The sequence below is a fragment of the Methylomonas sp. Uni0011 genome, from assembly GCF_056850255.1.
This window is the reverse complement of the sequence record NZ_JBVVNO010000002.1, coordinates 17,962-44,517: the sequence shown is the minus strand read 5'-3', so window position 1 is coordinate 44,517 and position 26,556 is coordinate 17,962. Positions and strand designations below refer to the sequence as shown.

Genomic DNA, 26,556 nt, shown 5'->3' with positions numbered 1-26,556 from the left:
ATTCATGACAAAAATTCACAACTTGGGATTTCCGCGCATCGGCAAAAGCCGCGAATTGAAATTTGCGCTGGAGCGTTACTGGCGCGGCGAAATCAACGCCGGCGAACTGCTGGCGCTGAGCGCGGAACTGCGCGCGCGGCATTGGCATTTGCAGGCCGGTTGCGGCCTGGATTACTTGCCGGTCGGCGATTTTTCGTTGTACGACCACGTACTGGACACCAGCGCCATGCTCGGCGCCGTGCCGGAACGCTTTAACTGGGCCGGCGGCGAGGTCGATCTGGAGACGTATTTCCGCATGGCGCGCGGCCGCGGCGCGGACGGCGAGGCCTGCCGCGCCTTGGAAATGACCAAGTGGTTCGACACCAATTACCACTATCTGGTGCCGGAGCTGGCATCGGATCAGAGCTTTACGCTGTCCAGCAACCGGCTGTTCGACGAAACCCGCGAGTTGCTGGCCTTGGGCTACCGGCCCAAGCCGGTATTGCTGGGGCCGTTGAGCTGGTTGTGGCTGGCGAAAACCGCCGCGCCATTCGACAAACTTGAACTGCTGCCGCGCCTGTTGCCGGTGTATGCGCAAATCCTGCAACGCTTGGCGGAGCTGGGCGCGGAATGGGTGCAGATCGACGAACCGATCCTGGTTTTGGACCTGCCGGAAGACTGGCGCCAAGCCTTTGCCGCGGCTTACGCCACCTTGCAACGGCCGGCGCCTTACATCCTGCTGACAACCTACTTCGGCGGTCTGGGCGACAACTCAGCGCTGGCTTGCAGTTTGCCGGTGGCCGGCTTGCACGTCGATCTGACGCGTGGCGCCGAGCAACTGCCCGAGGTGCTGGCGAACATCGGCGACGCCAAGCTGCTGTCGCTGGGCCTGATCGACGGCCGCAATGTCTGGCGCGCCGATCTGGCGGCGGCGTTGGCGACGGTGCAGCGCGCGCGGCAGGCGTTTCGCGGCCGGCTGTGGCTGGCGCCGTCCTGCTCACTGCTGCACGTGCCCATCGACCTGGAGCGGGAAACCGCGCTGGACCCGGCGGTAAAACCGTGGCTGGCGTTTGCCAAGCAAAAACTGACCGAGCTGGAACTGTTGCGGCTGGCGCTTGAAGAAGGCGTGGACGCCGCCCAACCGGAATGGGGCACGGCGCAAGCCGCGCTGGCCGACCGCCGCGCCGCCAGCCAAACGGGCAATGCCGAAGTGCGCGGCCGGCTGGCGAATGCCGCGCCGAATCTGGACCGGCGCGCCAGCCCGTTCCCGGTGCGCAAAGCCTTGCAGCAACACCGGCTTAACCTGCCGGCATTCCCGACCACCAGCATCGGCTCGTTTCCGCAAACCCCGGAAATCCGCAAGGCCCGGCAGGAATACAAACGCGGCGACCTGAGCGAAGCGGACTACCGCGCCTTTATCGAGCGCCAGATCAAGCAATGCATCCGCGAACAGGAAACCCTGGGCCTGGACATGCTGGTACACGGCGAGCCGGAGCGCAACGACATGGTCGAATACTTCGGCGAACAATTGGACGGCTTTTTGTTTACCGGCCATGGCTGGGTGCAATCCTACGGCTCGCGCTGCGTCAAACCGCCGATTATCCACGCCGACGTGGCCCGGCCCCGACCGATGACGGTGGCCTGGAGCCGCTACGCTCAGTACCTGACCGACCGGCCTGTGAAGGGTATGCTGACCGGGCCGGTGACGCTACTGAACTGGTCGTTCGTGCGCGACGACCAACCCAGGGAACACACCGCCTACCAACTGGCGCTGGCGGTGCGCGATGAGGCCGCGGACCTGGATAAGGCCGGCATCCGCGCCATCCAGATCGACGAACCGGCCTTCCGTGAAGGCTTGCCGCTACGCCGCGCCGACTGGCCGGCCTATCTGGCGTGGGCAGCGCGGGCGTTTCGCATAGCCGCCTCCGGCGTGGACGACGCCACCCAGATTCACACCCACATGTGCTATTCGGAGTTTAACGACATCATCGCCGCCATCGCCGATCTGGACGCCGACGTGATTACCATCGAAACCTCGCGCTCCAACATGGAACTGCTGGAAGCTTTCGCCGATTTCCGCTACCCGAACGACATCGGCCCCGGCGTGTACGATATCCACAGTCCCAACGTCCCGGCGGCCGAGGAAATGGAACAACGCCTGCGCACCGCCGCCGAACGTGTCACGCCCGCGCAACTATGGGTCAACCCGGATTGCGGCCTGAAAACCCGGCAATGGCACGAAGTAAGGCCGGCGCTGGCCGCCATGGTCGCGGCCGCCAAGACTTTACGCGCTAGGGTGGGCTGAGTGGTCAATCGCTAAGTTTGAAATCGCCTCCCAGAAGCTTAAACGGCTTTGAAAAACAGTAATGGGTTTTTGTAGCGCTGGGGGAGGAATCAATATCGCCAGCGTACCGGATGTCCGAGGTCCGATATTCGCCGCTGGAAACTGGCTCCGCGGGTTACCCGGCTAAAGTGCGGTTTCGCGCCGGGTTTTCGCGTTATCAGGCGAGATGAGGCGGAGCTGATTAACGGCGATCCGCCCCAGGGTTTGAAACGCCGCTATAGCAATACCGATATGGCGGCTTGATATAAGCGCGACGCCGAATTAGTCTCGGCCAGGACTTGTATTAGAAATTCTGCGTTGCGGCGGCGGCATAAAGTCATTTGCCGGTGCCGGACATAGGTTTGCCCCAAAACTATCGGAGGTCTCTAGCGCATTCATCCGATTACTGTCCGGCACAAAATGGCGGCAAATCCCAATATCGCCCCGGCAAATGCGGAGTTGAAAAAACCATGGGGTTTTAGCTATCAACGATAACGGAAATTTGTAAACAATTGCCTTACCGGGCCCCAAACAAAAAAAGGGCTTGCATCGCTGCAAGCCCTTCATGTATTTGGCTCCCCCGGACGGGCTCGAACCGCCGACCTAGTGATTAACAGTCCTTTGAAATCAATATTTTACAAAAATCCACAGCAAACAATAACAATTAAATCAATTTGTTAACCTGTTTTGTTTCTTGCCGTTTGTTGTCACATTTCGCCTTGATTTATCCGCAAGTGTCCCACCAGTGCCCCATGGGACACGCCAAAAGCACTTGGTTACATCGCCGCCGCCAATAAGTGTCACTTGACTGACGCAAATGACAGCTTTTTGGTGTCAGATTCGATTAAGGCATGATTCGAGCGCGCTATCTGTACACGCAATCAATGGTTAGCGGGATTGGCACACTCTATGCGTTGGAGTTATTGCCCTACCCGGTTAAAAAATTGCCGGTTGGCGCCATTTATACGGAATAGACGGGGTATCAATATGTTTAGCGAAAACATTAAACCAACCGCATTCAAGACAACCCGCGGGCCTTACAGATTAAGTTCAAACTATCTCTTTGAAATAGATTTAATCAGCAAACCAAGCTGGTTGAGTCGGACAGTTAACCCAAAGGGTATAACACCGAGCAATAAACACACTCAAAACGAGTTAAAGGCATTCGGCCCAGCCCAATAAAACCTAGCTTGCATTATTGCCGGACTTGTCTATGATTTGACAGGTAATTATTTTTTCATATTGGCTTAGCATCGGCTGAACTCGCAAGGGTTCGGCCGTTTTTTTGCCTAGTGCAGACTTACATTCGCTTATAACGACAAGGGCTTTACCTTAAGAACCCTAAACTAGCCGTGTGGGCAGTTAATGACGGGGACGTTGCCAACGCCATCAATTTGGCTCTTTGGCACCACAATTTTAAGTTTATTACGACTTCACAAGCGAGGGCTTAGCAAACCAACGACGCAAACATTTCGGCATATTGTTTGACCAGCTCGGCATCCGCTTTTTCCAGCTCTTCCGGCCTAACTTCCTCGTCAGGACAGCCGGCCATGCTCTTGATGGCCTTTATATCGACCTTCGCCAGCTTGCAGACTTCGACTATCGCCGCTTCCAGCGCCACGCATTTCGCCAGGAACCGCAAGGCCGGGGCTTCGGCTTGCTGATTGCCTTGCTCTGCATGGTCGCAAGCTATCAGCATCAGCGCTCGATTTTTCCAATACTCGATTCCATATTGCCCGATAAGCGCCGTTAGTGCGTGTATGCGCTGCGTATAATCCGCATGGGTGGCGATGTAATGCTTTCGCTCGACTTGCTCCATAATCGCATCAGCTTCGCTTTCGTCCAGCCTTGCAACGGCTTCCATGACTAGCGCTGCCTGTTCTCGCGGGTTCAGCTTGGCATAAAGTTTATTCACTTGGGCGGGCTTCATGGTCTGGCCTCCAATAGTTTTTCAAGCCGCTGCAAACGGTCGGCCATTTCCTGCAATTCGATTAGCTTGCCTTGCTCGGCCAAGGCTCGAATCAGCATAGCACCGACATCCGGCGCAACATTGCCGCTTAATGTGGCTGTAACGACATTGCCGCCGGTTTCCGGCAGGGTGGCACCGGTTTCGATAGTGACCGGCAAGGCTTGCGGCCTAAGTGGTGGGCATATTCGGTCTAATAGCACTTTAGCGGCCTGCACATCGCCTTCCTTCGCTAATTCGACCAGCTTTCTAACAACGTCCGGCATATCGTCGGCAATCGCTTTTCTAAGCAATGTCGCCGGGGTCTTGTCCTTCGGTCGGCCTGCCGGGTTTCCGCTCTGGCCGGGTTTGAATTTTGGCGTGGGCATAGTGTTCTATCTCTGCATGTTTCAGTGAGGTTTTAACCAGTCTGAACGGTGGACAGGTTACCGGACAACCGGACACTTCTATAGAAGTGTGTCCGTGTCCGTCCGGCTATTAACCCCGGACAACTTTTAATTTTGTCCGGTCCTGTCCGTTGTCCGTCCGCTATCATTCGAAAATCCGCCAAGCGTACGCATCGTATTCAACGGTAAAGCCCTGATTTAGCAGCTTGTCGCGGCATCGCTTGAACGCTTTACGCTTGGCATCCTCGGCATGGGTATCAACCACGATGGCCTTGTAGGCCAGTTCCCGCCAATGCTCGATATTGACAATGTTTTGTTGCTTGCCGCGCAAGGAATCAAAACCACCAAACTTGGCTTTAATCTCGGCGGTCGGCTCCACACCGTGCGCCGCAATGGCTTCGCTTAGACTGGTTAAAATGGCATCGTCCCGCGCCGATAATTTCCGCTTTTTGACGGTGGACTTGGCTTCGCCGTCATGCACTAGATAAACGCTGGTCAGCGGTTCGCCGTCATCGTCGCACCATTCCAAATCAATCGGTTTTAGGCTAAATTGCAGCGGCTTGAAGGCTTCGAAGTCTTTGGCCTTGTGGCAAGCCAGGACAATCGCGCCGCCGTCCTTGGTGGCGGAAAATTCGCCGTCCATGGCCGCGCGTATGCTGGAACTGCCCCGGCTCCGCTGTTTATCACCATGCCCGCTATGGTGAACGACCAAGACCGCCGCGCCCAAAGGCTTAAAAAAGCCGTCCAGGTTGGCGATAAACCGGCCTATGTCTTGACTGCTGTTCTCGTCGCCGTCCATGTTGCGGTGCAAGGTGTCGACAATCACCAAGCCAGGATTGGAACAACTGGCCTTGATGCTGTCGGCTATCCATTGCGCGTTTGTCCCGTCAATCAGGTTGGCCGGTCGTTGGCTGATAAATAACCGTTCCGGCGCTTGCCGTTGATATTTTGACTCTAACGCCTTGAGCCGCCGCGCCATACCTGCATGCCCTTCGCCGGCCACGACAACGACATCAACCGGTTTGGTGCGGCAGCCATGCCAGGCTATACCCGCCGCCATGCAAAACGCCCAATCCAAGGCGAATAACGACTTGCCCGCGCCCGGCTCGCCAAACAGCAAATTCAGGCTGCCGCGCTCGATGATGTTTTCCAGTAGCCAATCAATCGCGACCGGTTCCGCGGTCAAGCGATGCGCCGGAATGAGTGGGAATGGCTGCCAGGCTGCCGCTTGCCTTGCCTCGGCTTGTCCAGGCCGCTCGCCGCCGCTCTGTGGTAATTCTGGCGCGATTCTGGGCTGTTCCTGCCTGTTTAGCCGCTGATTGTGTTGCGTGATTTCAGGGTTCCAGTTAAGCGCCGCGGCAAAGTCGCCGCCACATTCCAGCAAGCGGAAGCAATCGAAGGCGTCGTGCGCGAAGCCGTCGTTCAACAGGTCGCCGCCATGCGAATAAATCCGCTCGATACCGTCGGCACAATGCCGCATGATGGCAACGCCCGGCGCTTTGGATGCGCTGCCCGGTCGGATGAATCTATCCCGGCCTTTCTGCTGGTAGCCGTTCCGGGTCAAAACATCGGCCAGCGTAAAAGACTGGTTAAACGCTTGGATAGGGTCACGTCTGCCGGCTAACTGTTCGGCTGGCTGTGGCTGTCGTGGTGCGATGTCCGGCGGTTTTGGCTCGATACCCAAGGCAGAATCAAAACAAGGCTTCCAGGCGTCCCAGTGTTGCAGCATATCCAGCAAGACCGGCGGCGCTTCCGGTATCGCTGCCGGATTACCGACAAACTGATACCGCTGGCCGGGGTAATCTGGATGCTCACCGACAATGACATCTTGCGCCCCGTCGCCGCATCGAAGCTCGAAAATCACATCGTATTCTTTCGGCTTGCCGGCTTTGGGTTTCTTGCACTGCTTAACGCCAGGGGCTTGGAACCCTGCCGGCAGTTTGAACAGCAACTTCGCCCGGTTCGGCTTCGGGCTTTTGACTTCGGCCCGCTGTTCGCTTTCTAGCCAGTCAAAAAGCTGGAAGTCGGTCAGCTCTTCGAACACCTTTCGCGCCCGTTCCACATCATCCAGGTCGAGCGCCAGCGTATTCGATGCACCATGGTACAGACCGAAGTTAAAGCCGCTGGTGTTGCCGAAGTCGTCAAGGTTTGCGCTGTAGCCGTTGGGATTTTCCGCGCTTTTCGGCATATTCCAGCCTTTGACGCGTGGCGCTTTGGTGGGCCTGCCGTTTATTGGTGGGATTGGCACTAAAGCCAACCCCGCGCCAGTGAATGACGCAAGGTTGCTACCGTTCATAGTAAAACACCCCACACTATCCGCCACCACACCGGCAAGCGGATAAATTCCAGCTTTATGCGTTTGATGGTTCCGGTAAAATTGCGCTGCAATATTCTGAAGAAGGCCGCTTCCCGGTTGCGTCCGGTGGCGGCTTGTCTTTGTCGGGTCATTTCTCCGCCTTGGCTTCAAACCGTTTAACTGCCTCGATAAAGTTATCGAACCTCTCCCCCATTTCAGCCCTGGCGCTTTGTAAAAACGCTGGGTCTAAGCTGTAACGGGCATAGGTGGCCTTTCTGCCGGTTGGGTCTTTGGTCGGTGCGGTTTCCTCGGCGGATTCAATCGGCCACCCGTGGCGGTTGCGTAACTGTTCGATATAGCCTGAAAGCCGATAGCTTGCCGTTTCGTTTTGAAAATCGCGGTGGGTGAATTTGCGACCAGCCATTAAACGCATCAGGGCGCGGCCTGTCAGGGTATCGGTTCTGGGTAGATTGGGGGCTTTCATTATTTACCCCCTTGGTTTTGACGTTCGACGCAAGCGAAAAACTCCGCTTCATCGATTAACACCCGGCGGCCAACCCGTTTAAACGCACTGGCAAAGCCGTTAGTTTTTTCGTTGAAGATTAAATGCCGCAATCCGCCTTGTGGCGGCCAGGAATGGTGTTTATTCCAGTCTGGAACGGGAATTAAACGGTTTGCGGTTTGGGCGGTTTGTGTTGCTGCATTGGTCATAAATTACCTCTTAGATTCAGATTTAGTGAATCGCCGCTAACTGTTGTCGCTTGCGGCTGAGGCAATTTTTCTGCTTATAGGGTCGATTAAACGGTGGTTTGGCTTAAAATGTACTAAATTGATTTATTCTGTTTTATTCCGAAGTCGGGGCTGTGTATTTTTTCCATCTTTCATCAAAACTTCGTTTACCCAATGACTTAACACCCGGCATCATCAAGCAATCTTCACCACCTTTGTCTTTTCCGGTTGTTATGGAATATCCCGCCGGCGGAGTTGTACATAACCACCCCCATGCTTGAATGGCGTTTGGAACTTGACCAAATTTAAGATAAAAGTCTTTAGTCATATCATTGATTACTTCAAACCAATCATCCTGGCGAGTTGGCGCATTTAAAAGGTTTGATATTGCAATATCATTCCCCCGTTTTGTCTGGCTAACACTGCTAATCGTTTCGGTGTCCGCCTCTGACTTTGTGGCATTAGTTTCCGTCTCCAGACTTACAGATTCGATTTCCAATAAACCATCTATTTCAGCGATTTTACTAAGTAATTGCTGATTTCGAATAATCTGAAACTCTTCCGCGGTAGAGTCAAACTCGTTAGCCTTCAAAACGTGCCGCCAAACAAAAAGTTTGGTCCTTTCGTCCATACAGGTTGGTTTTTTCAATTCGGTTCTAAGTATCGTGTCTACACCCTCAAAGTACTTCTCCGCCCTGGATGTTAGCGCCGCTAAGTTAGCGCAGGCGTTCACTTGCTCCGCATGCAATCCGCGCGAATCAGCGAATTTGCACGCTTTCTCAATTTCTTTTACTTTTTCTTCATCAAGTTTAAGCTTCTCCAGCCATTTCACCCTTGGCACTATTGCCGCCGCCTGCTCGGTCCAGTATTCAACATTAATTTCATTCAGAGCATTTTCGTTAAGCGGTTCATCTCTATAGTCGATTTCAATATCTTCAAAGACTTCCGGTTGCTCTATTGGCTTAGCTTGGTTAACGGAATCCCAAAACACGCGCCAATTCGCTGGGGAATCAATAAAAGTCTTTTCTCCTGCCTGAATTATTTCCTTACCAATCTTTCCTAGCTGTATTGATTGCGTAAAAAACGTTACTAGGCTCGGAAAGTGAGCCCTAACCTGTTCCGTATCTAATTGAAAGACAGGCCTATAACCTTGCAAAATATAAATCGCATCAATCCAAGACCAAGCTGCTTGCTTGTAGTAGTTCTGCGTCGCTTCATCAGAGAGTAAATCTAACGGCTGAGCAATAGAAGAGCGCTTTTTAGCTTCATCAAGCCGATGCTGTTTTACTACCTGTATCATCCCAAAAGGTGCGTTCTCAAAGCCTAAAACTGAAAGCAAATCACTTAAAGACCAAGCATTGGAGCGACCTTTTAAGAATTGGGTTAGCTGCTCAATTTTGATTCGCCATTCATCCGGCAAAACACCTAGAGCATAATTACTATCAGGCCATCTAAGTGGGTCAATGCACCAATAAAGCTTTGCCGCCTGTATCGGAGTGATATTCGGAAGGCTCCCCCAAAATCCCCAATCAATAGACTCACCATTCCAAGCATTTTCTACTACTAGGTAATGCATTTCTTCACTCCAAGAATGAGTAAAGCCCGTACGCTCTAAAAATCTCGCATCCATTACACACCCCCGAAAATCTTGGCGTTCATACTGGCAACCACATTGCTAACATGGCCGTCTGATAGATGCGCGTAGCGTTTGACCATCGCCAAGGTTTTGTGCCCCAAGACTTCAGCGATTTCGGCCAAGCTGGCGCCGTTCATGGCGAGATAAGAAGCAGTGCAATGCCTCAAGTCGTGCCAGTGGAAGTCGCAAATTTCCGCCGCTTTTAGGGCATTTTCGAAAGGTTTTCTAAGGTCAATCGGCTTATCTTTGTGGATGTTGCCGGGGAAAAGTAAATCCGTGTCAAGCCGCCTTACCTTGGCATGTTCCCGTAACATTTCCAAACCGTGACCGGCTAAAGGAACCCGCCGCCGTTCGCCGTTCTTGGTTTCGTGCAGGATAATGAAGCCGTCTTTAAGGTTCACATCCTGCCATTTCAGGCCCATCAGTTCACCTTGTCGCATTCCAGTTGATAGCGCCAAAATGACGCATAGATAAAGCCAATCATTGCTTGATTGCTGGCAGGCATCTAAAAACCGCTGCCGCTCGGCATCGTCCAGAAAGCGAACCCGGCCGCGTGACTCTTTCGGTTTTTTAACTTTCCGCATAGGCGAATCTTCAAGCCATTGCCATTCGTTCACGGCAATAGTGAAGGCGTGGGATAAGGCGGCCATATAACGAACAACTGTGGCCGGGCTACGTTGTCCACCTCGATATGTTTCGCCGCTTGCGAGTTCATCCCGATATTGCACAATCATGGCAGGGGTTACATCGGCCAAGGCGTATGCGCCTATTTTGACTTTCCACCACTCAAGCTGTTGCTGTTGCTTTTTGGCTTGTTTGGGCTTGGTGGGCAATACATCTTTAATGTATCTGTCCACCATTTCGGCCATGGTGTGCTTTTTGGCTTCGGCTGTTTTGAAATGGCGGCCTTCACGAATTGCCGATTCTGTAGCGGATGCCCATTTCTTGGCATCGGTCAGTCGGTCAAAGGTGGCGGATTGTGCCGGGTAGCCTTTCAGCCGAACCTTAACCCGATAGGACTTTTCGCCGTTGTCGCTGGTGCGTGTTTCGATGGTCGCCATGTAAACCCCTTGGGGCAATGGCCGGTATAATTGAACATAGCCACTGCTTAACCCGTCTTGTTAAGTGGATGGTCAGGGCTTGGCTGTGTTGGTAGCACTTCCAGGCCCGTTTTTTTGCTGCATCAAAATACTACAACAAAGCCTGAGAATTGACAACGGATGATAAGTAATCACTCGTCCATACATCGTTACATCATGAAATATAACACTAAAAATTAATTACAATGCAAAATAGGCCACAGATGGGACACTAAAATATAAAAAACACCCAAATTGGCTTATCATTTGGGCGCCCTGTAGATGGAAATCAATTCGTGACAGTTATGCGGATAGTTAAGAGGCTAACCATCGGAAACCAGAAATGCCCCTACCCAAAAATAAGGACAAGCTAATTTATTTTTTGCTGGATAGATTTGGGTTAGTCAAACCCAGATAAGAGGACGGTCCTTTCCGGCTTTATCTTTCAGCGTCTATGGATTCGTTTATGGCAAGCATAGGCATTATAGATACAGGAAGAGACATGCGAGAGCATGTTGAATGGCAATATTCTCGCCAATAAGGCCAAACTTGGTGAGGTACATTTAGCCTACCGAATTCCAGAACAGCATCATCCGGCAAGTCTTTATCGTTTTTTATTGCGTATTCTGCGGCAAATACAGCCACTATCTCTGCAGCAATTAACTCATCTAACAATTGTTCGTTTTCTGCAAGCTCGTCTTTGACATCGTCGGAAATTGGTCCTTTTAGGTAACGCATGCGAGCCTCCGCATGATAAACCAAAGTTTTATGCGTTGAACCCGCATCATCTTGCAGTTCTTTAGCAAAGCAAGATTTGGTTTTTATATTGTATTGCCCTACAAGCTCCTGATTTGGAATCATAGGGTCGAATTCGTTACGCATTTCGACTTCTGAAGAATACAGATAGACCATCAGTATTGACAGATTATCTATCGCTTCCTTTAATGCCGTTCTGTTCATGCTACTTTTTGAACGTATTCAATTTTATTCATGTTGGCATCGTTTACTGGCACTAAAGATATAAGTTTTTGCCTAGATGCTGTTGTTACCGGCTTGCCCCAAATCGTTTTTTTATGCCCGAATCCAGTACCAGAAAATTCTTTCAAATCTTCTGTACGTGAAGCACGTTTTAGCGATTCGGAGCTTATTTTGGAAACGTCTAAAATACTGCTACTAAATTTTTCAAAAGAAACCTTTACGGTCAAATCAAAAGCCTTTGCAAGCCTCCGCAACACTTTGATAGTCCAGGCATCATAATCCACATCTTCAAGCGCACAAATACGCTCTTGTTTCATCCCAGCCAATTCAGCAAGCTGTTTTTGCGTCCACCCGCGTTGCTCTCTTAAAGCTTTAATTTGCGCCGCAATAGCCATGTTGGAAAATTCTTCCATATAAGCGTGTGCGTACTCTTTATCGTCAAATTCTCTGACCAGTGTTTTAACCAACTCTTTCATGACGACATCTCCGGTTAGTATCCTCAATGATTAATTTTTTTCTCTCGTTAGCTATTTCATTAGCCTTATTGGGGACAAGACGAGAACCCCGTTCTATTGCGCCGATGAGTAACGTAAATTCATTTTCATTGTTAATGGGACCTTTGCATAGCATTGGCCTAAGCTGGACATTACCCTTTATCCTAAGCTTTTGAATGCCAGGTGTTGGCGTATCAGTAAGCACATGCGGGAATAACTCAGGACCATGTTGCATAAGCATATCAAGTCTTGCATTGAGCTTTGCACGCTGAACTTTTTCTAGCTCTAATGCCCATGCTTTGATGTCATTGACGCCAGCATTGTTAACGAAATCAAACAAGGCGAACTTTTCATCTTTCGTGTCGGCAGGAATCATATAATAAATTTATTATAACTTCTATGAGTTATTTCACTTGTTTCCACTACACACTGTTACGACTTGTGCAGACAATTACCCGCTTTTCCTCAGAAAAGGCAACCACTAGTACTATTCGACTATTTATATAAGATAGCTGCCTAGGTTTAACCAAATGTTCAGTAAATTTACCACATTGACGACAACGCACACTTTCGATGCTTCACAATTGCGATGAGTGGGAAAAGGCATCGCACCACCAATTACGTGTAGTCTTTGGAGGGGCGACGAATTACAGCACGTTTTGCTGTTATTTGTTGTCACTTTTTATTTTAAAACGTCCCGCCAGTGCCCCATGAAGCCATTCTTTAGGCAAAAAAAAGGACCTACATCGCTGTAAGTCCTTAATTTATTTGGCTCCCCCGGACGGGCTCGAACCGCCGACCTAGTGATTAACAGTCACCCGCTCTACCGACTGAGCTACAGGGGATTAATATCTTTCAACTTCTCAATAATGGCGCGCCCGGAGAGATTCGAACTCCCGACCGCTCGGTTCGTAGCCGAGTACTCTATCCAGCTGAGCTACGGGCGCTTAATTGAGCCGCCTATTATTATTTTTTTTAAACTCCGTGTCAAACTTTATTTTCTTGTTACTACTTAATAATGGCGGAGAGAGAGGGATTCGAACCCTCGATGCGCTTTTGGCACATACTCCCTTAGCAGGGGAGCGCCTTCGGCCTCTCGGCCATCTCTCCTAAAACTGCATCAACCTTCAACGCTTCCCGCTTCGGATTGTTCTTTTTTAATTCTTTCGTAAATTTCTTCTCTGTGAACCGAGATGTCTTTGGGCGCATTAACCCCAATTCTTACTTGGTTACCTTTTACCCCGAGAACCGTAACAGTCACATCGTCACCAATCATCAAGGTCTCTCCCACTCTACGAGTCAAGATAAGCATACTATCTCCCTACATTGTTAATGCGCTTGTTACTGCCACATACTCGAATCGACAATTATATTCTTTTTCCCAGAAAAGGGAAGAAAAAATACATTAGCGCTTTTATATTATCCTTGCGTTCAAACCGGAAAATTACCGCTAGTTAACCAAAGCTATCATTGCCCGGACTGACCGACACGGCACACACTCAGACTACTGTACTATCTTAATCCAAACCGAACACTTTGTCCGATACCTTTGCAACACGGAGCGAACACATGCACGCACCCCGAAACACGATAAAGCGATTACCGCACTTGTTAGCCGCGACCCTCCTGCTAACCACACCCTGCGTGATTGCTAAAAACGCAAAGCACGATCCCGAGCACGCCCCCAAAACCATACAACACCAACCCGACGAGGACCTGTTAAACGATAGCGAACGCAAAGCCAAACCATATCAACACTACCGATTTAGCGATGCCGATCGCCAAAGCATCCGAGAATACTACGAACAACAATACCGTAGCGCCGATTGCCCTCCCGGCCTAAAGAAAAAGCGCAATGGCTGCCTGCCTCCAGGACAGGCGAAAAAGTGGGCAATCGGCCGCCCTTTACCTAGAGACGTAGTCTATTACGAAGTACCGCCAAACCTGATGGACCCTTCGGCGGCGGGTTACAGATTGGTTCGCGTGGCGTCCGATATTCTGATGATTGCAATCGGCAGCGGCATCGTGGTGGATGCCATAACCGATTTAAACCGAATGCGTTAAGACGCGCTTACCGGCCAGTTCGAGCGGCTAATAACCGTACCCCAAATCGCGAATCTTCTTTAATTCGCCGTCTTCGAACTCCAGCAGCTTTTGGAATTTTCGCCGGCCGAAATTATAAGTCCATTCTTCGATCAACACTTCTTCGAATTGGTCGATCTCGAGCGCACCGTAGGGATGGCGCAAGCGGCTACCGCGTATCGCCCGACGCTGCTCCACTGCATCGGGCTCGCCGCACTTGTCCAATACTTCCGACTTGTAATCGCCGACTTGAACCAAGCGGTGTCCGCAACGCATCGCCCAGACATCGCCGGCAGCCAGCAGAGCCAGCACGGCGAAAAAAATCGGCTTGATATGCACGCGACGCCCTACTGTTAAGGATTGACGGCGTAACTTTGCGAATAACCGCTACCTTTGCTGCAGACATTGCGGCTGGTCGGAGATTCGCAGGAAATATCGGTAAATTCGGCCTTCAATTCTCCCGCCTTGTCCGGGACGAAATAAAACCGGAAATTGGGGTCCGCGCTGATGGCGATGTCTATCTTGGCGTTTAGTACCGGTTTATTGTTGAACGTGACTTTCAATTGGTCGATGAAATGCGACTTCCGGATAAAACGCGTCATCTGGTCCATCTGCATCCCGGTCAAATTGGGATGGCTGATCATCAACTGGGTCTGCGCCGGCTGGCCGGCTTGGAAGCCGTCGTCGATTCTGAACTTGACCTTACCTAAGCGCTTCATCGCCTCGTCGAGGTCGGCGCCTATCGGCGCGGAGCAACCGCCGCTGGCTTTGACGAATTTTTTGGTCATGGTCAATTTGCCGTCGTTGGTTTCGGCGATGGCCCGGATATTACTGTAAGTGTTCACCCGTATCCGCATCGCCAAGTCGGCCTTGCCGCTTTCCGGAAAAAACTCGAATTCGCCGACGAACGGAAACGGGTTCTTATCGACAAACAACCAGACTTTGCGGATGTATTTGTCTTTGCTCTGCGGGAACTTGCTGACCACCTTGACCGGCACGATCGCGGGATCCTCCGCCCGGTAAGGCGCATCCAATTCGATCACGGCGTTGTTCTCCTCGATCGTTTTGCCGGAGAAAAACTGGCTTTTCAAAACCGTACTCCAGGTTTCATCGTCGCCTTCTGCACGAGCGCCGGGGGCGGTCAGCACCATCGCCAAACTCAAACACACTATCTGTACAAACTTATGCATGTATCAATCTCCCGATAGATTTAATCTTCCCATTCCAACTCGGCGAACGCCGTCGTCACGTTCTTGCGATGGAATTGCTCGAATAACTGCCAGCGGTTTTTAGCGGTCAGGCCGACCTGCTCCACCGCCTGCTCCAAGGTCTTACCCTGCTTGACCATGGCGCGAATCTCGGTAGCCAGCTCCGACAAATAGGCTTTCTCCGGCAATATTGCCGCCGGCCAGTCTTTAACCAGACGCCCATGCCCCGGAATCACCAGCTTATAGCTATTTTTCTGCAGTTTCTCCAATTCGGCGAGCCAACCCTTGATGCTGCCGTCGATGACCGGGATGTGTTCCAGAAACAATAAATCCGCCAACCAAAGCGTATCGGTCGTTTTATCGTAAACGCTCAAATCGTTATCGGTGTGGGCACTGGGATGAGCCGTCAACAGCAATTCTCGATTCCCCAAATTCAACGTCATGGTCTGCTTGACTTGCAAATCCGGCGGCACGATATTGTCCTGGTTGACGTGAATGTCCAACAGTTCGGCGGCCCGGCTCAAATAATGGTCGCCGCGGGCGGCCATGGCCCGGGCCAGTTTATGGTGGCCGACGAATTGCACCCCCGCCTCTTTAAAAGCCCGATTACCGTAAATATGATCGGGATGCACGTGGGTATTGATGACATAACACACCGGCTTTGCCGTGGCTTGCTTGATCGCATTGCGCAAGGCGATGCCCTGCTGCGGGCTACCGCCGCTGTCGATCACCGCGACGCAACGATCGCCGACAATAAAACCGATGTTGGCGATTTCGCCATGGTTTTCGCGGTCCGGCCAGTGATGTTCCGATAGATGCAGATAAATGCCGGGAGCTACTTGCTCCACTTTCAACAAAGGCCCAGCGTGAGTCGCAAAACTCAACGCCATCCCGCAAATAAGCTCAAACCACCTCATACCGCGAGCTCCTGACCGGCCAGCCGTTTGAAAAACTCGGTTTCGGAAATAATATCGCGGTTGGTTTCCACTCGATCCAAGTAAACCAAGCCTTGCAAATGGTCGAACTCGTGTTGGAACACCCGTGCCGGAAAATCGGCCAACGTCAACCGGCGAGGCAATCCTGATTCGTCGCAGAACTCCACGGCAACCGCGCGGTAACGCGGCACCAAGGCCCTGACGCCGGGCACACTCAAACAGCCCTCCCAATCTTTGACCATCGTGGTGTCCACCACGTCGAAACTCGGATTAACCATTATCACCGGCGCCATTTCCGGCGCCAGCGGATAGCGGGCAGTCGGTCGCGAGGCCACGATGACAACTCGCTTGGACTCGCCCAATTGCGGCGCGGCAATGCCGACACCGTTGGCGGCCAGCATGGCACTTCGCATATTTTCGATAAGTTCGTGGAACTCGCGGGTGTTAAAGTCGTCAACTGGCGCGGCCTGTTGACGCAACACTTCGGCCCCCAACTGTTGTATTGGTCTGTTTTCAGTCATAACTGCGACGAATATGGTCTCGGCATCCGATGGATCAGCAATTTTACCGGCCCAAGTATACTGCTGTTAACGGCAATCCACTCGTCTTTACTTTGCAGGGCTTTTTTGTGATATTACCGAAGAGCCCGAGCCGTAAGGTCGAGTTTCCGGCTAACAGCCATCCAATAAAGACAAGCTTTACCACTGGAGATACTATGAAAAAATTAAGCAAAACCCCGTTAGCCGTAGCGATGGGCGCCAGTTTACTGCCCACTCTGGCCGGCGGCATTGCGCAAGCCGACAGCAACCCGTTTGCGTTGTCAGAATTGAGTTCCGGTTATATGGTGACTGCCGAAGCCAAACCTGAAGCCGGCGCCGACAAGATGAAAGACGGCGCCTGCGGCGAAGGCAAATGCGGCGCGGCGATGATGAAAAAAAGCACTGACACTAAAGCCGCGACCGAAGGCAAATGCGCCGGTAACAAACCTGCACCTGCCACCGACAAAGCGGCGGAAGGCAAAAAAATGGAAGGAAACTGCGGCGCCAACATGAAATAAGCGCCCGCGGCGCCGGTCTGTTCTCGCCGGCGCCTTAATCGTTCAAACCGAAAAACTTTCCCCGCAGCCGCAGGTCGCTTTGACGTTGGGATTGCTGAATTTGAAGGCTTCATTGAAACCTTCCTTAGCATAATCCAACTGAATACCGGCCAATTTATCCAAATCCGCCTGCTTCACCAGCACTTTTACCTCGTGTTGGTCGAACACCACGTCATCGGCCTCGGCCTGGTCGGCGTAATCCAGTACATAAGCGTAACCGGAACAACCCGACGCTTTGACTCCCAAGCGTAAGCCCACACCCGAACCGCGCTTTTGCAATTGTTTCTGAATCTGCCTTGCGGCGCTCTCTGTCACGATAATGCTCATTGAATTAAATCTCCTGATGTCTTTCCAGCGAGGCGTTCAACACCTCGACAAAGCGATCGATCTCGGTTTCGGTATTATCCTTGCCCAAACTGACCCGTATCGCCGATTTGGCCAAATCGGACGCTATGCCCATGGCCGCCAAAACCGGGCTGATTTCGCCGGATGCCGCCGAACACGCCGAGCCGCTGGATACGGCAATATTGTGCTGATCCAATTGCATCAACAGCATTTCGCCATTTAGCCCGGCCACCCCGAATTGCACGGTGTTCGGCAATCGCTCCGCCGCTTCGGCGAAAATCACCAACCCCCGTATCGACTTTAAACGCTGTTCCAGTCGCTGCCGCAACTGCGCCAGCTTGGCCGAACGCGCCACCATCTCCGCTTTCGCCAACTCAGCCGCCTTGCCAAAACCGACGATGGCCGCGACATTTTCGGTACCAGCCCGCCAACCGTATTCCTGGTCGCCGCCTCGCTGCAACGGACTGAGATTGAAATCTTCGGCGACGACCAGAGCCCCGCAACCTTTGGGCCCATAGATTTTGTGGCTGGACACCGATAACAGGGCAACGCCAAGCTGCCTGAACGATAACGGCACTTTACCCAACACCTGAACTGCATCGGTATGGACGTTGACGCCGAAACCGCTCAGCCGCTGCACCGCCTCGGCAACCGGCTGCACGGCTCCGGTTTCGTTATTGGCCAGCATCAATGACAGAAAATCACCCGGCTGCCAATCCAAACCCAACAAACTCTCGACTGAGACCTGACCATTGCTAGCGACAGTCACGCGGCGTAAGTCGCAGTACGCCGACCTGTTGGCTGCGGCATTCTCGAATACCGACGGATGCTCTATCGCCGAAATCGTCAATCGCCTGCCGCGGGCACTGGTCAAAGCCAGGGCATTGGCTTCGGTACCGCCACTGGTAAACACAATGCTCTCTGCGGGTGCATCGAGCAGTGCAGCCAATTGCTCTCTGGCGGTATCGACCGCAGTGCGGGCGAAACGCCCGAGCTTATAAAGACTGGAAGGATTGCCGTACATGGCACCCAAATAAGGCGCCATGGCCTCCACCACGCGCTCGTCACACCGCGTAGTGGCGTTGTGATCGAAATAGATCATTAAGCGCTGCGTTTTTCCTGGCGTGCCTGCAGTTCGATGACGTGTTCGATTTGCCGGCCCTGGCGTTTGGCAACGTCGTTGACAAATTCTCGTTCCAACAATTGCCCCAGACTGATTTCTTTCAAATAGGCCCGAATCTGTTCGCTCAACCCCATCCACAAGTCGTGGGTCAAACACGGCTGGTCGTTATGGCAATTGGCTTTACCGCCGCATTTGGTCGAATCGACCGGCTCGTCGACGGCTTCGATGATATCGGCAATATTGATGTCGCGGGCACCGCGGCTCAGCGTGTAACCGCCACCCGGCCCTCTAACACCTTTGACCATACCGGCTTTGCGCAAGCGGGCGAACAACTGCTCCAAATATGACAGCGAAATGGTTTGCCGAGTCGCAATGTCGGTCAACGTGACTGGATTGGACTGGCTGTGGTAAGCCAAATCCAACATCGCAGTAACCGCGTAACGCCCTTTTGTCGTGAGCCGCATGCCAAACCCCTTAATAAACTAATGAAAATAAAGGCGACTATAAATAAACCCACTAAATTGGTCAAGTATTTGTCTGCAAGACGGTTTGTAGCTTTGCTTAAGCCCCGACCGCACTGTCGGGCAAGGTGGTTGGGACTAGGGTTGATCCTTGATTTCGCAATCGTCCAGCTTCGGCACTTGATGGCGGCGGCAATCGATACCGGCGTCGCTCAAGACTTTCTGCATTTCATCCAACTGCTGGTCCAGATGGTGGATATGATCCAACATCAAATTGATGGCATTGGCAATCGGGTCCGGCATGTCGGCGGTCGCGCCGTAAGCATCGAAACCGATTTTTTGCGCCATCGCATCGCGCCGCGCCTTATCCTGCCTGGTCTTGGCATCGACGATATGCGCCGGAATACCGACCACCGTGACGCCGGGCGGCACCGGTTTCACCACCACCGAGTTAGACCCGACCCTGGCGCCGTCGCCGATTTCGATCGGCCCCAACACCTTGGCGCCAGCCCCGATCACAACGCCGTTGCCCAAGGTCGGGTGGCGCTTGCCTTTATCCCAACTGGTGCCGCCCAGCGTGACGCTGTGGTACAACGTGCAATCGTCGCCGATGACCGCGGTTTCGCCGATGACGACGCCCATGCCGTGGTCGATGAAAAAGCGGCGGCCGATCTCCGCACCGGGGTGAATTTCGATTCCGGTCAACCAGCGGCCAAGGAAGGAAACGTAGCGCGCCGCCCAGCGAAAACCGCGCAACCACAAAGCATGACTGAGACGGTGAATCAATACCGCATGAAAACCGGGATAGGTAGTGACGACTTCGAACACCGATTGAGCGGCGGGATCGCGCGCGAACACGCATTGGATATCTTCTTTTAGTCGAGAGAACATATGCCTACTTGGTGTTATGGTTTTGCGAGAACCGCAGAATACCCCGCAGAATATCCAGCTCCTTGGTATCCAGCTGAGTCCGGTTGAAAATCCGACGCAGTCGCCGCATGATCGACCGAGAACGCTCGGGATGCAAGAAACCAATATCAGCCATGGTCTGCTCCAGATGTTCGTAGAACGCTTCCATTTGCGCCGCCGTTGCCAGAGGCACTTCGCCGCGGTCGCCGATCGTACTGGCGGATGACTGCCCCGAGGCCAAAAACAGCTCGTAACATACTACTTGCACCGCCGCCGCCAGATTCAACGAACTGTATTCCGGATTGCATGGAATTCGCAAAAGGTAATGGCATAAATCCAGTTCGTGGTTTTTCAAGCCGGAATTTTCCCGGCCGAATACCAAAGCGATATTCGGCCGCGCAACGTCGCCGGCTACCGCCCAGGTTTCGGCGGCCTCGCGCGCGCTCACGCTAGGCCAACTTATGGTTCTGTCCCTGGCACTGGCACCCAGGACAATCTGGCAATCGGCCAAAGCATCCGCCAGCGAGCTGAAACAACCGGCATGGCGCAACACATCGTCGGCTCCGGAAGCCCTGGCGGTGGCGTCGGCATGGGGAAAGTATTTGGGCGAGACCAATCGCAACTGGTCCATACCCATATTTTTCATGGCGCGCGCTACGGCGCCGATGTTGCCGGGGTGGGAAGTCTCCACCAAAACCACTTTGAAATTAGACAGCAATGCCCACCTGCCGCGGTTAAAAAGCCGCGATTCTAACAAAATTTGCTATTCTATCGAGGTTTTCCAACTGCTCATTTTCAATTCGACTATGCATCCAATGCTCAACATAGCCGTCCGCGCAGCGCGGAACGCCGGCGATCTGATCCAACGCTCCTCACTCAATATCGAAAAGCTCACCGTAGACCAAAAAAGCCGCAACGACTACGCCTCCGAAGTCGACCGGGCAGCCGAGCAGGAAATCATCAAAGTCATTCGCACCGCGTTCCCCGACCACGGCATCCTGGCGGAAGAAAGCGGCGAGGCCAAAGGCAACGATTACACTTGGATTATCGACCCGTTAGACGGCACCACCAATTTCCTACACGGTTTTCCGCACTATGCCGTTTCGATCGCCTTGAAAAACAAGAATAAATTAGAGATCGGCGTTATTTACGACCCGACCCGCGACGAACTGTTCACGGCCGAACGCGGCGGCGGCGCGATGCTGAACAATCGGCGCATTCGGGTTACCAAACAGAACACGATGCGCGGCGCGTTGATCGGTACCGGCTTCCCGTTCAAGACCATGGACAACATCGAACCTTACCTCGGCATGTTCAAGGCAGTATGCGCCGACGCCGCCGGCATTCGCCGCGCCGGAGCCGCCGCGCTGGACATGGCTTATGTGGCCTGCGGCCGGCTGGACGCTTACTGGGAGATCGGCGTCAAAGAATGGGACATTGCCGCCGGCGTGTTGCTGGTGCAGGAAGCCGGCGGAGTCGCAACCGACTTTTCTTTTAACGACAAATATTTACAGTCCGGCAACATCATCACCGGCAACCCGAAGATGCACCAATTGATGTATCAAATCATCGAGCCGCACGTCCCAGCCCGCTTGAAATAAGGCGCAATTCTGCAATTAGCCTAAAATTGTTATCGTTTCGCCTTTTCTTTTATACTTACCGGCTAATCAAAAATTAAGAGGCCACCATGGAAAAACCCTTTATCCTACACATGCTGACTACAGCCAAAAACCTGAGCCCGTTCGACGTCAATATGGCGATGGATGCTGGCTGGATTTCAGCGGTGCCGTATATCAACGTCGAACCGAGCGAAGTCCGGGGTTTGGTTCAAGACGCTATTTTCTCGCGTAGTCCGAAAGGCTTGTTACGCACCGCCATTTTCATCGGCGGCCGCGAAACCAAACAAGCCATGGACATGCTGAAAATGGCGAAAAATTCCATGGTTCCGCCATTTGAAGTTTCGGTTTTCGCCGACCCCAGCGGGGCATTCACCACTGCTGCCGGCATGGTAGCCGCGGTCGAAAAAGAATTGGCCGAAAAATTCGGCACAACGCTGGAAGGCAAGAACGTTCTGGCATTGGGTGGCACCGGCCCGGTCGGCCAAGCTGCAGCGGTGATCGCCGCCCAGGCCGGCGCCAACGTTCGCATTATCGGCCGCCAACTGGATAGAGCCGAGCGCACCGCAGAGTTGTGCAGCGAAGAATTCGGTGACGGCAAAATCTCGATTGCCGCCGGTGCTGATTCCGACAAAGCCGAGTACATCAAAACCGCCGACGTCGTCTTTGCTACCGGTGCCGCCGGCATCGAACTGCTCAGTGCCGAAATGATCGCGAGCGCTCCGCAACTGAAAGTCGCGGCCGACGTCAACGCGGTCCCGCCGTCCGGTATTGCCGGCGTCGACGCCTTCGACAATGGCAAACCGATTGCCGGTTCGGTCAGCGGCGCAGTCGGCATTGGCGCATTGGCGATCGGCAACATCAAGTACCAGGCGCAAAGCCGCTTGCTGAAACGTATGCTGGAAAGCGATCAGGCGCTGTTTTTGCACTTCGAGCATGCTTTCGAAGTCGCGCGCGAGTTTATCAAATCCAGCAAGTAACCGACTCCAATCCAGTCCGCCACTATTACAGGGTAAGGTACCAATGCCAAAACGTAGCATACTCCACATGTTCGACCCGATGCCAAACAATAGTCCGTTTGACATCAACATGGCGTTAGACGCCGGTTTCGATGTGCTCATTCCTTACGCCAACGTCAAACTGGAGAACATACCCAACCTGACCCAGGATGCGGTGTTCTCACGGAGTCCGGCCGGCAACAAAAGTACCGCCCTGTTCATCGGCGGCCGCGATATGGGATTGGCTATCGATATGCTGCAAGCCACCAAACCTGCCATGGTCCCACCGTTTCAAGTATCGGTATTTGCCGATCCCAGCGGCGCTTGCACCACCGCCGCCGCACTGGTGGCGTGCGTGGAAAAGGCGTTGAGAGATCACCACGGACTGGAGTTGAAAGGTTTGAAAACACTGGTGTTCGGCGGGACCGGTCCGGTAGGGATCGCAACCGGAGTGATCGCGTCGTTGCAAGGCGCGGAAACCTTGCTGGTAGACCATTTGTCAGTCGAGACCGCCAAGGATGCCGCCAAACAATACAACCGGCGTTTTGGCTCCAGCATGGGAGCAGCTGTGGCACGCAACGACGAAGAGAAATCCGAATTGATCGCCGACGCAGACATCGTGTTCTGTACTGCAAAAGCCGGGATTCGGGTTATCAGCTCGGCCGTACTGGCGCACGCCAAACAACTCAAAGTTGCCGGCGACGTCAATGCGGTGCCGCCGCTGGGCATCGAAGGGATCGAACTGAACGATTTTGCCGCCCCGCTTACGCTAGCGACCTTGTCGCCGAAAGCGGTAGGTGTTGGCGCTCTGGCCGTGGGCAATATCAAGTATCAATTGCAACACGAGCTGTTGAAACTGATGCTGGAGACCGAAAAACCGGTCTTTCTGGATTTCCGCGAAGCTTTCGTCAAAGCGCGCACGCTGGTTTAGCACCGGACCTGACAAGGGCTGGACTGATAGTCCGGCCCGCGCACGCCATCACACCGCATCCAAATAATTGAATTTAACCGCCAATCTGGTCAACTCCACGTCATTTTTAATCTGGAGCTTGCGGTAAACCCGGTAACGGTAGGTGTTGATCGTCTTGTCGCTCAAAGCCAGCGCTTCCGACATTTCCTGAATGCTTTTCCCGTTCAGAATCATCCGTACCACTTCGGCCTCGCGCTGGGACAGCTGCAAAAACGGTGAAACGTCGGCGCCCGGCAAAAATTGAAACGCCAAATTGCTGGCCACGTCCTGGCACAAATAACGTTTTCCGGACATCACGGTTTTAATTGCTGCGACCATTTCGTTAACCGGCGAAGCTTTCGAAACGAAACCGACCACCCCCAATTTCAATAACTGTTGCGGAATCGGCCCGTCATTATGGACCGATAACGCAATAATCTTGGCATTGGGCTGAGTTTGCAAAATCCGCCGGCACGCCTCGAACCCGCCCATCCCCGGCATATTGATATCCATCAAAACCACGTCCGGCGGATTCTGAGCGACGATTGGCAACGCCTGTTCACCGCTATTGCATACGCCAACCACGGAGATATCCTTCTCCGCCGCCAGCAGCGCCTCGATACCGCTCCTGACCAATTCATGGTCGTCCACGAGTAATACTTTAATCATAACTTCCTTTGCAACGATCTTTATCCGCTCAAGTTTCCCAAATTTCCTGTCCAACGGCAACGTCAAGCGGCACCTTTGTGGCGTTAAACGCTCCCTGCGTCGTCGTTTGCGCGATTTATCGGTAAAATACCGCTCTTTTGATAAACCAACCCAAAGGTCGCCATGCGCACTTCCCAATTTCCTCTAAGCACCGTCAAAGAAACGCCCGCCGACGCCGAAATCGCCAGCCACAAACTGATGATTCGCGCCGGCCTGATCCGCAAACTCGCCGCCGGCATTTACACTTGGCTGCCGCTGGGTTTGCGGGTGTTGCGCAAGGTCGAGCAAATCACCCGCGAGGAAATGAACAAGGCCGGCTCCCTGGAAGTGTTGATGCCGGCCCTGCAACCGGCCGAACTGTGGCAGGAAACCGGACGCTGGGAAAAATACGGCCCCGAGCTGGCGCGCATGAAAGACCGCCACGACCGCGATTTCTGCCTGGGCCCGACCCACGAGGAAATCATCACCGACCTGGCCCGCCACGAACTGAGAAGCTACAAACAGTTGCCGGTCACCTACTACCAAATTCAGACCAAATTCCGCGACGAAATTCGCCCGCGCTTCGGCGTGATGCGCTCGCGCGAATTTATCATGAAGGACGCCTACTCCTTCCATCTGGACCAGGAATCGCTGCAGCAAACCTATGACGTGATGTATCAAACCTATACCAACATCTTCAACCGCTTCGGCTTGAAGTTCCGCGCGGTAATGGCCGATTCCGGCGCAATCGGCGGCGCGGTGTCGCACGAGTTTCACGTACTGGCCGACTCCGGCGAAGACGCCATCGCGTTTTCCGACGCCAGCGATTACGCGGCCAACGTCGAAAAAGCCGAAGTCCGCCGCCCACCGTTAAATCGGCCCGAGCCCGGCCGAAATCTGGAAAAGACCAAAACTCCGGGTAAAAAAACCATCGCCGAAGTCTGCGAATTTTTAGGCACCACCGCCGACAAAGTGCTGAAAACCCTGATTCTGGTACAGCGCCCGGCCGATCCGCAAGACCGCAACGTTTATTACATGATTCTACTGCGCGGCGACCATGAACTGAACGAAATCAAATTGAGTAAAATTATCGGTAACTTCGACTTTGCCAAAGACGAAGAGATTGAAAGCCTCATGCATTGCCGCCCTGGCTACATAGGCCCAATTGCCAACGAGACAACTCCCTGCCATATCATTGCCGATTACGCCGTCGAAAATATGAGCGACTTCGTCTGCGGCGCCAACGAAGAAGGCATCCACTACACCGGCGTCAACTGGAGTAGGGATCGGAAATTGATGAACGAGTGGCTGCACGACATCCGCCAAGTCGTGGACGGCGACCCCAGCCCGGACGGCCACGGCAGCTTGACTATCGCCCGCGGCATCGAAGTCGGCCACATTTTCCAACTGGGCACCAAATACAGCGAATCCATGAACGCCGCCATCGTCAACGAAGCCGGCAAAAACCAAACCATGATCATGGGCTGCTACGGCATCGGCATTTCCCGCGTGGTCGCGGCCGCCATCGAGCAAGGCCACGACGAGCGCGGCATCATCTGGCCCAACGAACTGGCGCCATTCCAGGTCGCCATCTGCCCGATGAACATGTACAAATCCGACCGCCTGGTCGATACCGTGGAAAAGATCTACCAGGAACTGCAGGACGCCGGCATCGCAGTCTTGCTCGACGACCGCAAGGTCCGCGCCGGCTTCATGTTCTCCGACATGGAACTGATCGGCATCCCGCACCGCATCGTCATCGGCGACCGCGGCCTGGACAGCGGCACCGTCGAATACCAGGGCCGTACCGACCCGGAAAGTCAGGAAGTTCCTTTCTCCGAGCTGGTCGGGTTTATCAAAGCCAAACTGGCATAAAACCGACCCTATCGCACAAAAAAAGGGCGCCAAATGGCGCCCTTTTTCTTACCCGACCGAACCGCTTCAGCGCATCAAAGTAAACATCGCCTTGACCGCACCGCACTTCGGGCAACCCCAGTCTTCCGGCACATCTTCCCAACGCGTGCCCGGCGCTACGCCGTTACGCGGATCGCCCAGCTCCTCGTCGTAAATGTGGCCACAGGTTTTGCATTTGTACTTTCTGAACTCTGCCATTGCTTAATCCTCGGTTGTAACAACGTTTAATAAACGGGCGAAATTGTAGCTTATGCTCGCCTGCCAAAAAACCACGAATATTGGAAGGAATCGACCACTTGGCTTTCCGTTCGAGCCCCTAACAAATCGGCTCTGACGCGCCATTTTCGCGGGAGCCCTGACCTGAGTG

General features: G+C 53.3%; 29 protein-coding genes and 3 tRNA genes. 7 read left to right on the top strand and 25 right to left on the bottom strand.

From position 1 onward, the window contains the following. Window positions 1-4: 4 nt before the first annotated feature. Entirely contained in the window at window positions 5-2,284 is a 2,280-nt protein-coding gene (gene metE / locus AC0IM9_RS02945) for a 5-methyltetrahydropteroyltriglutamate--homocysteine S-methyltransferase (RefSeq protein WP_482802992.1), read from the top strand. Window positions 2,285-3,749: 1,465 nt separating this feature from the next. Here metE and AC0IM9_RS02940 read toward each other — a convergent pair. From AC0IM9_RS02940 to csrA, 14 genes are all read right to left on the bottom strand, one after another. Continuing rightward, window positions 3,750-4,232, bottom strand: coding sequence for a hypothetical protein (locus tag AC0IM9_RS02940; RefSeq protein ID WP_482802991.1), 483 nt, complete (start codon window positions 4,230-4,232; stop codon window positions 3,750-3,752). Beyond that, window positions 4,229-4,636, bottom strand: coding sequence for a DUF5681 domain-containing protein (locus AC0IM9_RS02935; protein WP_482802990.1), 408 nt, complete (start codon window positions 4,634-4,636; stop codon window positions 4,229-4,231). Before AC0IM9_RS02935 ends, AC0IM9_RS02940 begins: the two co-directional genes overlap by 4 nt. 163 nt (window positions 4,637-4,799) lie before the next feature. Continuing rightward, entirely contained in the window at window positions 4,800-6,950 is a 2,151-nt protein-coding gene (locus AC0IM9_RS02930) for an AAA family ATPase (protein WP_482802989.1), read from the bottom strand. Continuing rightward, window positions 6,947-7,102 (bottom strand): hypothetical protein, encoded by a 156-nt coding sequence (locus AC0IM9_RS02925; RefSeq protein WP_482802988.1) that lies wholly within the window; start codon window positions 7,100-7,102, stop codon window positions 6,947-6,949. Before AC0IM9_RS02925 ends, AC0IM9_RS02930 begins: the two co-directional genes overlap by 4 nt. Further along, the gene (locus tag AC0IM9_RS02920) at window positions 7,099-7,434 is read right to left on the bottom strand and encodes a hypothetical protein (protein WP_256609880.1); all 336 of its coding nucleotides are present in this window, start codon (window positions 7,432-7,434) and stop codon (window positions 7,099-7,101) included. Before AC0IM9_RS02920 ends, AC0IM9_RS02925 begins: the two co-directional genes overlap by 4 nt. Window positions 7,435-7,794: 360 nt before the next feature. Further along, complete coding sequence (locus AC0IM9_RS02915) at window positions 7,795-9,309, bottom strand: hypothetical protein (RefSeq protein ID WP_482802987.1); 1,515 nt, start codon at window positions 9,307-9,309, stop codon at window positions 7,795-7,797. Beyond that, complete coding sequence (locus AC0IM9_RS02910; protein WP_482802986.1) at window positions 9,309-10,376, bottom strand: tyrosine-type recombinase/integrase; 1,068 nt, start codon at window positions 10,374-10,376, stop codon at window positions 9,309-9,311. The genes AC0IM9_RS02915 and AC0IM9_RS02910 overlap by 1 nt, the downstream gene beginning before the upstream one ends. 456 nt (window positions 10,377-10,832) lie before the next feature. Beyond that, window positions 10,833-11,354 (bottom strand): hypothetical protein, encoded by a 522-nt coding sequence (locus AC0IM9_RS02905; RefSeq protein ID WP_482802985.1) that lies wholly within the window; start codon window positions 11,352-11,354, stop codon window positions 10,833-10,835. Next, entirely contained in the window at window positions 11,351-11,848 is a 498-nt protein-coding gene (locus tag AC0IM9_RS02900; RefSeq protein WP_482802984.1) for a helix-turn-helix transcriptional regulator, read from the bottom strand. Before AC0IM9_RS02900 ends, AC0IM9_RS02905 begins: the two co-directional genes overlap by 4 nt. Next, on the bottom strand, window positions 11,832-12,242 hold the full coding sequence (locus tag AC0IM9_RS02895) for a hypothetical protein (RefSeq protein ID WP_482802983.1): 411 nt from the start codon (window positions 12,240-12,242) through the stop codon (window positions 11,832-11,834). Before AC0IM9_RS02895 ends, AC0IM9_RS02900 begins: the two co-directional genes overlap by 17 nt. Window positions 12,243-12,635: 393 nt before the next feature. Continuing rightward, window positions 12,636-12,711 (bottom strand) — tRNA-Asn (locus AC0IM9_RS02890). Window positions 12,712-12,736: 25 nt separating this feature from the next. After that, window positions 12,737-12,813 (bottom strand) — tRNA-Arg (locus AC0IM9_RS02885). A gap of 72 nt (window positions 12,814-12,885) precedes the next feature. Continuing rightward, a tRNA-Ser gene (locus AC0IM9_RS02880) sits at window positions 12,886-12,976 on the bottom strand. Window positions 12,977-12,986: 10 nt separating this feature from the next. Next, window positions 12,987-13,178 carry a carbon storage regulator CsrA gene (gene csrA / locus AC0IM9_RS02875; protein ID WP_054758195.1) on the bottom strand — a complete coding sequence of 64 codons (192 nt, stop codon included), beginning with the start codon at window positions 13,176-13,178 and terminating at the stop codon, window positions 12,987-12,989. 257 nt (window positions 13,179-13,435) lie between these two features. Here csrA and AC0IM9_RS02870 point away from each other — a divergent pair, with 257 nt between their 5' ends. Then, on the top strand, window positions 13,436-13,930 hold the full coding sequence (locus AC0IM9_RS02870; RefSeq protein WP_482802982.1) for a hypothetical protein: 495 nt from the start codon (window positions 13,436-13,438) through the stop codon (window positions 13,928-13,930). Window positions 13,931-13,957: 27 nt separating this feature from the next. Here AC0IM9_RS02870 and AC0IM9_RS02865 read toward each other — a convergent pair whose 3' ends face one another. Genes AC0IM9_RS02865 through def form a run of 4 tightly spaced genes read right to left on the bottom strand, consistent with a single transcriptional unit; the run spans window position 13,958 to window position 16,612 of the window. Next, a complete protein-coding gene (locus AC0IM9_RS02865) occupies window positions 13,958-14,287 on the bottom strand; it encodes a DUF2845 domain-containing protein (protein ID WP_482802981.1) in 330 nt (109 codons plus the stop codon). A gap of 14 nt (window positions 14,288-14,301) precedes the next feature. Beyond that, on the bottom strand, window positions 14,302-15,138 hold the full coding sequence (locus AC0IM9_RS02860; RefSeq protein WP_482802980.1) for a quinoprotein dehydrogenase-associated SoxYZ-like carrier: 837 nt from the start codon (window positions 15,136-15,138) through the stop codon (window positions 14,302-14,304). A 20-nt stretch (window positions 15,139-15,158) separates the two neighbouring features. Beyond that, window positions 15,159-16,073: a quinoprotein relay system zinc metallohydrolase 2 gene (locus AC0IM9_RS02855; protein WP_482802979.1), complete on the bottom strand. Its 915-nt coding sequence runs from the start codon at window positions 16,071-16,073 to the stop codon at window positions 15,159-15,161. Continuing rightward, entirely contained in the window at window positions 16,070-16,612 is a 543-nt protein-coding gene (def, locus tag AC0IM9_RS02850; protein WP_140910951.1) for a peptide deformylase, read from the bottom strand. Before def ends, AC0IM9_RS02855 begins: the two co-directional genes overlap by 4 nt. A 194-nt stretch (window positions 16,613-16,806) precedes the next feature. On the opposite strand from def, the gene AC0IM9_RS02845 reads away from it, so the two are divergent. Continuing rightward, window positions 16,807-17,148: a hypothetical protein gene (locus AC0IM9_RS02845; RefSeq protein WP_482802978.1), complete on the top strand. Its 342-nt coding sequence runs from the start codon at window positions 16,807-16,809 to the stop codon at window positions 17,146-17,148. A 42-nt stretch (window positions 17,149-17,190) separates the two neighbouring features. Here AC0IM9_RS02845 and AC0IM9_RS02840 read toward each other — a convergent pair whose 3' ends face one another. The 5 genes from AC0IM9_RS02840 to AC0IM9_RS02820 all read right to left on the bottom strand — a co-directional run bounded on the left by AC0IM9_RS02840 (window position 17,191) and on the right by AC0IM9_RS02820 (window position 20,743). Continuing rightward, on the bottom strand, window positions 17,191-17,514 hold the full coding sequence (locus tag AC0IM9_RS02840; RefSeq protein WP_278211001.1) for a HesB/IscA family protein: 324 nt from the start codon (window positions 17,512-17,514) through the stop codon (window positions 17,191-17,193). A gap of 4 nt (window positions 17,515-17,518) precedes the next feature. Beyond that, complete coding sequence (locus AC0IM9_RS02835; RefSeq protein WP_482802977.1) at window positions 17,519-18,634, bottom strand: cysteine desulfurase family protein; 1,116 nt, start codon at window positions 18,632-18,634, stop codon at window positions 17,519-17,521. Further along, complete coding sequence (gene iscR, locus AC0IM9_RS02830; RefSeq protein WP_482802976.1) at window positions 18,634-19,119, bottom strand: Fe-S cluster assembly transcriptional regulator IscR; 486 nt, start codon at window positions 19,117-19,119, stop codon at window positions 18,634-18,636. Before iscR ends, AC0IM9_RS02835 begins: the two co-directional genes overlap by 1 nt. 135 nt (window positions 19,120-19,254) lie before the next feature. Beyond that, window positions 19,255-20,007, bottom strand: a complete 753-nt coding sequence (gene cysE, locus AC0IM9_RS02825; protein WP_140910946.1) for a serine O-acetyltransferase — start codon at window positions 20,005-20,007, stop codon at window positions 19,255-19,257. A gap of 4 nt (window positions 20,008-20,011) precedes the next feature. Next, window positions 20,012-20,743, bottom strand: coding sequence for an RNA methyltransferase (locus AC0IM9_RS02820; protein ID WP_482802975.1), 732 nt, complete (start codon window positions 20,741-20,743; stop codon window positions 20,012-20,014). An 88-nt stretch (window positions 20,744-20,831) separates the two neighbouring features. Between AC0IM9_RS02820 and AC0IM9_RS02815 the strand changes: the two genes are divergently transcribed. From AC0IM9_RS02815 to AC0IM9_RS02805, 3 genes are all read left to right on the top strand, one after another. Then, a complete protein-coding gene (locus AC0IM9_RS02815; protein ID WP_140910944.1) occupies window positions 20,832-21,626 on the top strand; it encodes an inositol monophosphatase family protein in 795 nt (264 codons plus the stop codon). 86 nt (window positions 21,627-21,712) lie between these two features. Beyond that, window positions 21,713-22,621: an NAD(P)-dependent methylenetetrahydromethanopterin dehydrogenase gene (locus AC0IM9_RS02810; protein ID WP_140910943.1), complete on the top strand. Its 909-nt coding sequence runs from the start codon at window positions 21,713-21,715 to the stop codon at window positions 22,619-22,621. 43 nt (window positions 22,622-22,664) lie between these two features. Then, complete coding sequence (locus AC0IM9_RS02805; protein WP_278210998.1) at window positions 22,665-23,570, top strand: NAD(P)-dependent methylenetetrahydromethanopterin dehydrogenase; 906 nt, start codon at window positions 22,665-22,667, stop codon at window positions 23,568-23,570. Window positions 23,571-23,618: 48 nt separating this feature from the next. Here the strand turns inward: AC0IM9_RS02805 and AC0IM9_RS02800 are convergent, their stop codons facing one another. Next, the gene (locus AC0IM9_RS02800; protein WP_140910941.1) at window positions 23,619-24,257 is read right to left on the bottom strand and encodes a response regulator; all 639 of its coding nucleotides are present in this window, start codon (window positions 24,255-24,257) and stop codon (window positions 23,619-23,621) included. A gap of 162 nt (window positions 24,258-24,419) precedes the next feature. Here AC0IM9_RS02800 and AC0IM9_RS02795 point away from each other — a divergent pair, with 162 nt between their 5' ends. Then, complete coding sequence (locus AC0IM9_RS02795) at window positions 24,420-26,150, top strand: proline--tRNA ligase (RefSeq protein ID WP_482802974.1); 1,731 nt, start codon at window positions 24,420-24,422, stop codon at window positions 26,148-26,150. 66 nt (window positions 26,151-26,216) lie between these two features. Here the strand turns inward: AC0IM9_RS02795 and AC0IM9_RS02790 are convergent, their stop codons facing one another. After that, a complete protein-coding gene (locus AC0IM9_RS02790) occupies window positions 26,217-26,387 on the bottom strand; it encodes a rubredoxin (protein ID WP_140910939.1) in 171 nt (56 codons plus the stop codon). Window positions 26,388-26,556: the final 169 nt, after the last annotated feature.